General features: G+C 38.5%; 12 protein-coding genes. 7 read left to right on the top strand and 5 right to left on the bottom strand.

The window, feature by feature from the left end:
• Positions 1 to 168: 168 nt before the first annotated feature.
• From H8A87_RS15765 to H8A87_RS15755, 3 genes are all read right to left on the bottom strand, one after another.
• Entirely contained in the window at positions 169 to 576 is a 408-nt protein-coding gene (locus H8A87_RS15765) for a helix-turn-helix domain-containing protein (protein ID WP_198690891.1), read from the bottom strand.
• Between the two features lie 9 nt (positions 577 to 585).
• Positions 586 to 1,275, bottom strand: coding sequence for a replication initiation protein (locus tag H8A87_RS15760; RefSeq protein ID WP_198690894.1), 690 nt, complete (start codon positions 1,273 to 1,275; stop codon positions 586 to 588).
• Positions 1,276 to 1,903: 628 nt separating this feature from the next.
• Entirely contained in the window at positions 1,904 to 2,122 is a 219-nt protein-coding gene (locus tag H8A87_RS15755) for a conjugal transfer protein TraD (RefSeq protein ID WP_332460384.1), read from the bottom strand.
• A 310-nt stretch (positions 2,123 to 2,432) separates the two neighbouring features.
• Here H8A87_RS15755 and H8A87_RS15750 point away from each other — a divergent pair, with 310 nt between their 5' ends.
• From H8A87_RS15750 to H8A87_RS15740, 3 genes are read left to right on the top strand one after another with little or no spacing between them, the layout of a single operon-like run.
• Positions 2,433 to 2,633 carry a hypothetical protein gene (locus tag H8A87_RS15750; protein WP_232370303.1) on the top strand — a complete coding sequence of 67 codons (201 nt, stop codon included), beginning with the start codon at positions 2,433 to 2,435 and terminating at the stop codon, positions 2,631 to 2,633.
• 13 nt (positions 2,634 to 2,646) lie between these two features.
• Entirely contained in the window at positions 2,647 to 3,402 is a 756-nt protein-coding gene (locus H8A87_RS15745; RefSeq protein ID WP_198690890.1) for a hypothetical protein, read from the top strand.
• Entirely contained in the window at positions 3,402 to 3,626 is a 225-nt protein-coding gene (locus tag H8A87_RS15740; RefSeq protein WP_198690889.1) for a hypothetical protein, read from the top strand. Before H8A87_RS15745 ends, H8A87_RS15740 begins: the two co-directional genes overlap by 1 nt.
• Before the next feature lie 23 nt (positions 3,627 to 3,649).
• Here H8A87_RS15740 and H8A87_RS15735 read toward each other — a convergent pair whose 3' ends face one another.
• Positions 3,650 to 4,129: an Hcp family type VI secretion system effector gene (locus H8A87_RS15735; RefSeq protein ID WP_198690888.1), complete on the bottom strand. Its 480-nt coding sequence runs from the start codon at positions 4,127 to 4,129 to the stop codon at positions 3,650 to 3,652.
• A 185-nt stretch (positions 4,130 to 4,314) separates the two neighbouring features.
• Positions 4,315 to 4,764 carry a conjugal transfer protein TraD gene (locus tag H8A87_RS15730; RefSeq protein ID WP_198690887.1) on the bottom strand — a complete coding sequence of 150 codons (450 nt, stop codon included), beginning with the start codon at positions 4,762 to 4,764 and terminating at the stop codon, positions 4,315 to 4,317.
• A 165-nt stretch (positions 4,765 to 4,929) separates the two neighbouring features.
• Here H8A87_RS15730 and H8A87_RS15725 point away from each other — a divergent pair, with 165 nt between their 5' ends.
• The 4 genes from H8A87_RS15725 to H8A87_RS15710 all read left to right on the top strand — a co-directional run bounded on the left by H8A87_RS15725 (position 4,930) and on the right by H8A87_RS15710 (position 9,270).
• Entirely contained in the window at positions 4,930 to 6,027 is a 1,098-nt protein-coding gene (locus tag H8A87_RS15725) for a MobA/MobL family protein (protein ID WP_198690886.1), read from the top strand.
• A gap of 12 nt (positions 6,028 to 6,039) precedes the next feature.
• Positions 6,040 to 6,636, top strand: coding sequence for a tRNA modification GTPase (locus H8A87_RS15720; protein WP_232370302.1), 597 nt, complete (start codon positions 6,040 to 6,042; stop codon positions 6,634 to 6,636).
• A 112-nt stretch (positions 6,637 to 6,748) separates the two neighbouring features.
• On the top strand, positions 6,749 to 8,596 hold the full coding sequence (locus tag H8A87_RS15715) for a restriction endonuclease subunit M (protein ID WP_198690885.1): 1,848 nt from the start codon (positions 6,749 to 6,751) through the stop codon (positions 8,594 to 8,596).
• Positions 8,593 to 9,270, top strand: coding sequence for a restriction endonuclease subunit S (locus tag H8A87_RS15710; protein WP_198690884.1), 678 nt, complete (start codon positions 8,593 to 8,595; stop codon positions 9,268 to 9,270). Before H8A87_RS15715 ends, H8A87_RS15710 begins: the two co-directional genes overlap by 4 nt.
• The last annotated feature ends 93 nt before the right edge of the window (positions 9,271 to 9,363 follow it).

The following is a 9,363-nucleotide window of genomic DNA, read 5'->3' as shown; positions in this document are numbered from 1 at the left end:
CATTTTAACTTTGGATAGACACCCGCTTAGGCACTCAATCAAAAAACACCTTCAACCGTTCAAAAATCCACTTTATCTACCGTAAAAAACACCATTTATCGTGTTGATGAATTGTTATCGGACGAGGGGTTTTGGTTTCGTGGTAAAAACAGTCTGAACAGGCTATTTTTACCAGAATTGCCACGATTTTTTTGCCACCGCTGCGGGTTGAGGTTCAGGTGTCGCCGGTAGCTTAGACTCAATGAGTAACATGGCTTGTTTTAAACTGTCTATATGAGACTGTTGCGCTGTAACGAGTTGCTTTAAGTGTTCTATTTCTTGTTCTAACTGCTTGGTGTTACCTGTACTAATGTTGTTTTCATGTGTTACATGATGTTCAGTTGTTACATTGTCACCTTGTTCATTATGAACACTTTTGAATGCACCAAAAACTCGTAATAGCTCTGATGTATCTAGCTTTTTATCACCATGCTCACCTGTGCACATGGACAGTTTTCCATTCGATATGTAACGATGTACTGTTGTTCTACTTTTCCCTATTAGCCTAGCTGCTTCACTAATTGATACTAATGCCATTTTTCATCCTCAAATCGCTATTTTTATTTGATTGTCTTGTCTAAATTGAAAATGTAATGCACTAGCTATTCGACCTTTTTTTACAATATTAACAGTTACAACAAGATCACTTTTGTCATTTAATTCTTTAATAGCCGGCTTTATCACGAACTTGTTTAGTTCAGCAAACTTCGAATATTTATCTTCAAGTCCCATCATAGAACGAAAATCATCAACGCTAATTAATCTATCTCCAGTTGCTTTAAACTGCATCAATAGCTCATAGATCCTAATACTGTATGTGCGCTTAAGAGCTGACACATTTTTAACAGCAATACTGGTAAATTGACCCTTTAATTGTGTTAGATATGGCATTATTGAATCAGAAAAAGTTAATTCTATTTTTCCTTCACCACCAAAATATTTAGCTTTTTGTTGAATCCAGCGGATCTCTTCTTTTTTATTTTTCCAATGTATTTGAATCCATCTCTCAGCTAATTTATCTACAGCATCCTGCAAGTGTCTTTCTGCATTTCCAGTCCCCATATTTGGAAATGCTAGATAAAATTCTTCGGCAGTTAACTGAAAGATTTTTTCTGGAATTTCACTGGTAGGATTTAACTTCCCAATACACATAAGCAAAACTCTTTGTTCTTGCAAGGTTAGTTTATAACTAGCCTCTATTAGAGCATTTGATTTATAAGCTATTAAGTTATTCATCATTAACCTCAAGTATGGTGTTAAAAAATATACACCATACAAAGTATTAATGGTATATTTTATTTTAACACCATTAATAGCTGTGAGTATCACCGTAAAAAACACCATCTATCACCGTAAAAAACACCATCTATCACCGTAAAAAACACCATCTATCACCGTAAAAAACACCATCTATCACCTCCTATTAGATTGATTTATATAGGAAATAAACGTCCGAAAACAAGGTTAAAAACAAGAAAAAACAAGTTAAAAAGGAAAACGGCTGTGGATAACTCACCTTAATTTGTCAGATTCATCACATTTCAGGTTATCAATAAGGATGTCGCAAACACTGTTTGCTCCTTTTCAAAACACATGACGATCAACACACTAAATAGCTCCCTCGCCAAGCTCGGGCAACCCGCTGTATTTTCCTTTTGTCTCCGACCATTAGGCTTCTGAATCGCTGAATACTCCGTGCCATTGAGTTCGCTACGCTCACGGTTTAACAGGAAGTGAGTTGTAAGGCGATCTAAGAGGCTTTGTAAACTCATCATGTCTATCTATGGAAAAAACACCCCGAGATTAACCTGATGCCACTCAGGCGGTTTTATCCCTGCTTTTGAATACCATTCAAACCTCCTCGCTATTTTTTTGATTTCAGGAGCTCTTCTCCTTTGATTTTCCATTCATTCCATTTGGGATTATCACGTGATAAGTTATTCAAACTGACTAATGCCCCTAATAATGCCGCCGGTTCATCCATCGGTTTCCCTGTTTTACTGTCCACTAAGCCGGCGAGAATGAGTAATCCGACTGACTGGTATAACGCATGGTCACGCGCTTTACGCTCTGCTTTAGCCACTACGCGTTTTTCAGCTTGAAGGGGTCGCCTCAGAAAAATAAACACCAGCTAAGAGTTTACCCTAATGAAGGTAATACATTCAGCATTGCTTAATCATGTTTCCCCCCCGATGTTTCGGGGGGGAAATCCGTTGAGTCACTATTTCTGTTTTTTCTGGATAAGAATAAATAAACTTCTATCAAGTAGAAATTATTTTTTATGAATGAATAATATTTCATTTTAATGATAAGTTCCCATTTTATTGATATGCAGTTTTTTATATAAAGATGTTATATTCTCCCGATTAGTGAACAAGCGATGGTGATATTGTATGGATGCCAAAGAAGTATTAATGCAAGAAATTAAAAAGGTCTTAGTCGATAGCCCTGCTATAGCAGAAGACAAACTAGCTGTGATGATGATGTATTGTTTCCAATTGCTATCATCTACTAACGCAGATGGAGTTAATATGCGAGTTTCTGATGGCAGAGTATTGACACTAAAATTTGATGAAAATGCAATTAAGCATTAATTTGGAGTTATATATGGGTTCTAGTATTGAAGATGATCTTTGGAGAGAAGTTGATCGACAAAGTGACTGGTCTTTGAGAGTAAAAGAAGCTAACCGTGTGGCTGCTCTAAAACTAGAAAGAGCAGTAGAGGACACCATGGAACTAGGCGGAGAAGTCATAGAAACTATAGGATTAGGGATGAGGCGTAAATTATGGCAAGCTTCATATTTTTTCGATGGTTATGAGGATGTATATGAAAGAATAAAAGAAGAAGATAAGAGAGTTGAATTAAATTTATTGAATCTTAAAAATAAAGAAAGCAGGAATTTTATTTTGAAGATAGTGGAAACTTATATTGATGAGATTTTTAAAAAGAATGAGGAGAGAGAGAAGAAAAGAATATATGGCTTAATATTGGAGAAGTTGTCTAAAGCGGCAATTGGAAAAACAATTAAGCTAGGAGCAGCATCTATAATAGCAGAAGCTATATATTTAAATATAATTAAAAGCGTAGTTGTAAAAAATATAGCTAGACGATTTATGAGTGCGGCATTTACCGTAGCTCAATTTTACGGGGCTTATGAAAAAGCTTCAGCAGCAGCAAGTAGGCTTAAAATACAAAGCCCGCAATTGTACTGGGCTTTGTATTTTAAGAAGTTGGAAATGTTATATTTTATAGTTGAGCCTGAGCTTGAAAAAGGAGTTTACTTAATAGAAGGATTCAATAAAAAACAAGTAAGTGAGGAAGAAGTTGCCCGTGTTATTGCAGAAATGATGGGTCATTTATAATGAAACATAAAATTTTTAGTAAAGGGTGGTTTAAAGATCTTTCTTGTTTTTTTATTAAAGAATTACTTTGGACAAATATTCCTGTTGTTGCTATTTTTACATGGAGTATGATATCACTTTATTTTTTTTCCGAAGAATGGTGGATTTCATCTTTAGTAGGAAGTGCTGTCATTCTTTTTTTGACTTTTATCCTTATATATATAAACGAAAAGAAAAAAAGCTAAGCATATATGCTTAGCTTTAATTTTCAGTAAACTCGATCATCCCATATGCTATAAGCGGATGTTCCCGCAGTTACATGACTCCATGATATAGATTTGTACTGAAGGAAAACTTTTTCATATGGCATCAATTCGTTGCTATTAATTGAATTTGGATACTCACACGAAATATCAACAATAGTTGCCTCTGTGATTTTTAATTCATAGAAAAGTTCTGATTGTCCTGTCTGACTAGTTCTATAGAAAATAAATGCACCGTTTAATGATTCATTAGAATCTATAGCCATAGCTAACAATGGAGAGGATTTATCAATCGGTTTGATAAATTGTATTGGATGATGACTTACATTTTGGCTACGGGTCATGGTGTGATTTAGGCTAAGTACCTGTATTTGATCTTCGTGTCCTTTTTGATATCTGTTTCCTATAGAATCGAGAGTAGAACATCCTGCTGATATTAAGCCTTGTTTCTTACCATTTAATGTTAGATAAATCATGTATGACATAAAAATTACCGTCCTAGTTTTTATTCAAGTTATGCTAGCTCAACATTTAAACCAAAGAACTGTAACTTAACACATTAAAAAATTTGTTATGGGATCTTAAAAGCAAAAAAGATCTGCTTAAGACCCTTTTTTAGTATTCAAATAGGGTTTTATCCCTGCTTTTGAATGGCATTCAAACCCTAACTCTATTTTTTCGTTTTCAGGAGTTCATCACCTTTTATTTTCCATTCACTCCATTTGGGATTATCACGTGATAAGTCATTCAAACTGACTAATGCCCCTAATAATGCCGCCGGTTCATCCATCGGTTTCCCTGTTTTACTGTCCACTAAGCCGGCGAGAATGAGTAATCCGGCTGACTGATATAACGCATGGTCACGGGCTTTACGTTCGGCTTTAACCACTACCCGTTTTTCAGCGTGAATGAGGTTCATGACTTTTGTGCGGGCTTCCTGTGCTTTCTGTGCGCTTCGTTCTGCCTGAATCAGCAATGACAGTGTTCTCATTTCTTGGGCTGTCGTATCCTGTTTTTCGGACAGTATCAGCAATAAGCGTTGTTGCTCATTCGGTGATTTTAGTCCGCGGATAAATTGCACTCTGTTATCTAACCATTGTGCTTGCTTTTCGTTTTTCATGTTTGCCTCATTCTCTGGTTTATTTATACGGATGATTATGCTCATTATTGGCAACTCAGGTCAAATTCCACTACAATCCCTATCATTCTTTTTTATTGATAGCGCACTTAGACGTTTCTTCACGTTGTTCAGAAACGGTGCGCGCCTTCAGCGGGATAAAACACGATGGCATCCTATCACCTCAGCGTAAAAACAGGCGGGAAAGGCAGCGCCTCTCCCCATGCCGATTATATTTCGCGTGAGGCAAAGTATGCCCGTGAAAAAGACTCCGACCTTGAACATAAAGAGTCCGGAAATATGCCGGTATGGGCAGCGCATAAACCGTCAGAGTTCTGGAAAGCCGCTGACACGTTTGAACGTGCCAACGGCTGCACTTACCGCGAAATTGAAATCGCCCTGCCGCGTGAGCTGAAACCTGAGCAGCGTCTCGAGCTTGTCCGCGATTTTGTCCGGCAGGAAATCGGCGACCGTCATGCGTACCAGTTTGCTATCCATAACCCGAAAGCGGCGATAGCCGGCGGAGAGCAGCCGCACGCGCACATTATGTTTTCTGAGCGCCTTAATGACGGCATTGACCGTGACCCGCAGCACTACTTTAAACGCGCTAATAACAAAGAGCCGGAGCGCGGCGGTGCGAAAAAGGTACGTTTCGGGGAAGCGCCGACCGAACGCAAAGAATACCTTGTCGCCCAGCGTGAACGCTGGGCTGATGTTCAGAACGCCCATCTTGAGCGGCATCATCATGCTGACCGTGTTGATGCCCGTTCCCTGAAAGCTCAGGGTATCGAGCGTGAACCAGAACGGCACTTCGGTGCTGGACAGGTGCAGCGATTCGATACCGACCAGTTACAGGCAGTGATTGAGCGCAGGGAAGCCGAAAGACAGTCGCAACAGTGCCGTGATGAACGTGACAGTGTGATTGATGTGACGACCTCATTGCGGGAAGCACTCACGGAACGGGATAAGCAGATAGAGAAAGCGGCGCAACAGCCTGAACCTGAACAGGAAGCCTCTTTGGGCAGAACGTTTGATTTTGAAAAAGAGCCGGAAAAGCTGAATGAACTGGTTAGTGATGCCATGAAGGAGATACAGGACGAGATTGACCTTCAGTCTCTGGTTAATGATGCAATGGCAGAATTTCAGGGCATTCATCAGGAAATGGTCAGACAGCAGAAACGCGATGCTCTCGCTGAAAAACAGCGCCAGCGACTCGCTGAACAGAAACAAAATAAACCAGATAAAGGCTGGTCATTCTCACGATAGACAGGATTTTACATGAGCGACGAAATTAAACAGATTGCCGCCCTTATCGGGCATCAGCAGGCGCAGGAAAAGCGGGTTGCCGCGCTGATTGACGAATTTCAGAAAGAATCTGCCCAGTTAAGCCGGCAGACAGCACAACTGGCTCAGGTTATCGGTGAGCTGGACAGTGCCTCCGGCAACATGACAGAGACTGTCAAAAAATCAGTCAGTACCGCACTGAATCTGGTTGAGCGCGAGTTGAAACAAGCCGGAATTGAGCAGCAGAAGCCCGCCGTGAATGCCCTTAATCAGGTGGTTAAAGCGGCTCAGGATTCCGTGTACGCCATGCGCCGCGAAATGTCGCGCTATACGTGGAAGTCCGCGATTTATATTGCTCTGACGATGCTTGCTGTCACAGGAGGATGCCTTTGGGGAATGTATTACTTTATCGACAGCGGCTATGCGCGCATTGCCGAAATGCAGCGGATGGAGGCTATCTGGGAACAGAAAGCTCCGCTTGCCAATATCAGTACGTGTGAAGGCAAGCCTTGTGTGCAGGTCATTGGAGGGGAATATACGAATAAACAAAACGACAGGTTTTATCTGATCAAACCAGTTAAATCAAAATGATCCGTAAGTTAATGTGTCTCTGACCATTGAAGAAATGTCGTATTCAGGTTAGATTTACACGCTGCGTGTAAATCTAACACGTAATGTGTAAAATTAATTAAAGGTGAGTAGAATGGCTAATTTGGGCGAGTTTTGTCTTATACATCCAGATGATTGGTTGTTTCAAAGTCATGGAGATGTTGCTTCAGCGAAAAGAAGGGCTGTAGAGTGGGAAGCTTCTCATGGTTCTCTTGATGATGCACCGAATGCGATTGAGGAATTTGTTAGGCAATGGGTTCTTCATCGGCTGCTGACTGTTTATAAATATCCAAGAAGTTGGATAGGTGAAAAAATAACCATAGAAGAGTCTATAAAAATGGGTTCTTCAGAAAAACAAGCAGATATAACGATAAAGAATGATAGCAGAAGGCCGTTTTTGATTATTGAGACTAAATCAAGAAACTCAAGTCAAATAGATTATAAAGAGGCTGAAAGGCAACTTGAATCATATTTAGCGTCGACGCATACAGCGACTATTGGAATGGTAACTGATGGTATAACAACAAAAAGCTTAAGAAAAAAAATAGATCCTAATGATTTTGACTATATATCAGACATCCCTCTATATGGTGGTGATTTATCCGTAAAGGTAAAGCTTTCTAGGGATTTGATTCATTTAAAAGATGGTAGAAAAACCGGGCTAACCCCTATAAGTGAAGAGTATAGTAGGCTACTAGTTGATTGCCATAATATACTCAGGGATGTAGATGGGTTGCATGATGATGAAGCCTTAGATGAGTTGTCAAAAGTAATATATGTGAAGATTTTTGATGAAAGAAAAACAATAGAAAAACCCGTTGGCGCAGACTTTGGTTTTCAAACTTATGGTTCAGCAAACCCTTCTGAAGCAGCATCTAATATTCGAGAGCTTTATGAAGAAGCTAAAAAGAAAGAAATAGAAGTATATAGTCAGAGAATACCTGGGTATGAACGTTCCCGAGGGGTTTTCAAGGCGCCAATAAAATTAAGTGATATAGCTTTGTTTAAAGTTGTAGAAAAGTTACAAGATTTTTCTTTTGTTGATAGCAAGTCAGATGTTAAGGGTACAGCCTTCCAAAATGTACTTGGCTCTGCTATTCGTGCTGGGATGGGGCAATATTTCACACCTGACCCTATTGTTGAGCTGGCTGTAGGGATAGTTAAACCGACCGCGTCTGATGTAATATTAGATCCTTTTTGTGGATCAGGACATTTTCTAAGTAAGTGTTTGGATTATGTTATGGTTAATCAACGTAGTACATTGGATGATTATGGCGTTCATCAGTTTAAGTTTTTTCACTTACATGGAATAGAAAAATCTGATCGCATGGTTCGTATCGCTATGACGGATATGATGCTTCATGATGATGGGCATACTAATATTAGAAATTTGGATTCGCTGTTAAGCTTTGATAATTATCCTGACATTGTTTCAATTGGTGGTGATTCTAATCAGTCACCTGAGGTTTTTGATGTTATTATGACCAACCCTCCATTTGGCTCAATAATGAGACAGGAAGTTATGGGAATGGTTGGTAGGTTTGAACTTGGGAATAAGAAGAAATCATTGCCTTTAGAAATAATCGGATTAGAAAGATGTTTTCAATTCCTTAAGCCGGGAGGTAAATTAGCTATAGTTCTTCCTGATGGGTTATTAAAAAACAAAACATCTTTATTTGTAAGAGAATGGGTTTTAAATAAAGCTAAAATAAAAGCCATCATTAGCTTGCCAGAAGAGACATTCCAGCCATATGGAGCTATGGTTAAAACGTCATTATGTATTTTTGAAAAAAATAAAACCGATGAAAAAGAAAAAAATGAAAGTGAAGTTTTTCTTTGCGAGATAAATAACATTGGGTTTGATGCAACAGGAAGAGCTAAGCAAGGAAGTGAAATAAATACAGTAATTGAAGATTTTCATAAAAAGGTGGGTTGGAAATGAAAGTTAAATTAACAAGTCAGGCTAACCTATCTTTAGAGGGACGTTGGGATATTGATTATCATCTTCCTCCAGAAGAAATAGTTAAATTTGATCCTAGAATAGTAATGAATGTTTCTGATGTCGCGTTTATTGTAAAAGAAAAGAGAGATCCGACTAAAAAACCTGATGATGTTTTCAAATACATAGATATATCATGTGTTGATGTTACATCTGGAAATATCACTTCACCTCAAGAGTTAGTTGGTGAGGAAGCTCCATCACGAGCAAGAAAAGTAGTTATGAAGGATGATATCATTATTTCCACTTGTAGACCTACTCGAGGTGCTATCTCTATAGTTCCAGAAGAATTCAATGATCAGATAGCATCTACAGGATTTAGTGTTATAAGGTGTAAGAAAGGTAAAATAAACCCAATGTATCTTCAGTTTGTATTGAAAATGGAGTCTACACTAGAGCAGTTTAGAAAGTTTTCTACTGGATCGAGTTATCCAGCTATATTAGATAGTGATGTTATGAAAACAAAAATACCAGTTCCAAATATAAAGGAACAAGATAAAATAGCTGAATATATAAATAGAGAGAAGAAAAATAGAGAAGATTCTATCAGGGCTGCTAATGAAAAATATTCAAATGCGTTGTCTATGGCAAAGAATATCTTAAATACTGTTCCTTAAAATGATAGAAGTCATTTTTTGTTATTAGTGGGTGCATTTATTTACCATAACATCCCTTGCGCGCACCACCGTTGTAGGCGCAATATAGTAATG

The sequence above is a fragment of the Xenorhabdus lircayensis genome (genome assembly GCF_016306625.1).
GTDB lineage: Bacteria > Pseudomonadota > Gammaproteobacteria > Enterobacterales > Enterobacteriaceae > Xenorhabdus > Xenorhabdus lircayensis.
Note: the sequence above shows the minus strand (reverse complement) of the source record. Positions and strands in the feature narration are given on the sequence as shown.

Bases quoted from the DNA above. Each gene is read 5' to 3' on its own strand.
- H8A87_RS15765 (WP_198690891.1), bottom strand. From the start codon at position 576: ATGGCATTAGTATCAATTAGTGAAGCAGCTAGGCTAATAGGGAAAAGT.
- H8A87_RS15760 (WP_198690894.1), bottom strand. From the start codon at position 1,275: ATGAATAACTTAATAGCTTATAAATCAAATGCTCTAATAGAGGCTAGT.
- H8A87_RS15750 (WP_232370303.1), top strand. From the start codon at position 2,433: ATGGATGCCAAAGAAGTATTAATGCAAGAAATTAAAAAGGTCTTAGTC.
- H8A87_RS15745 (WP_198690890.1), top strand. From the start codon at position 2,647: ATGGGTTCTAGTATTGAAGATGATCTTTGGAGAGAAGTTGATCGACAA.
- H8A87_RS15740 (WP_198690889.1), top strand. From the start codon at position 3,402: ATGAAACATAAAATTTTTAGTAAAGGGTGGTTTAAAGATCTTTCTTGT.
- H8A87_RS15735 (WP_198690888.1), bottom strand. From the start codon at position 4,129: ATGTCATACATGATTTATCTAACATTAAATGGTAAGAAACAAGGCTTA.
- H8A87_RS15730 (WP_198690887.1), bottom strand. From the start codon at position 4,764: ATGAAAAACGAAAAGCAAGCACAATGGTTAGATAACAGAGTGCAATTT.
- H8A87_RS15725 (WP_198690886.1), top strand. From the start codon at position 4,930: ATGGCATCCTATCACCTCAGCGTAAAAACAGGCGGGAAAGGCAGCGCC.
- H8A87_RS15720 (WP_232370302.1), top strand. From the start codon at position 6,040: ATGAGCGACGAAATTAAACAGATTGCCGCCCTTATCGGGCATCAGCAG.
- H8A87_RS15715 (WP_198690885.1), top strand. From the start codon at position 6,749: ATGGCTAATTTGGGCGAGTTTTGTCTTATACATCCAGATGATTGGTTG.
- H8A87_RS15710 (WP_198690884.1), top strand. From the start codon at position 8,593: ATGAAAGTTAAATTAACAAGTCAGGCTAACCTATCTTTAGAGGGACGT.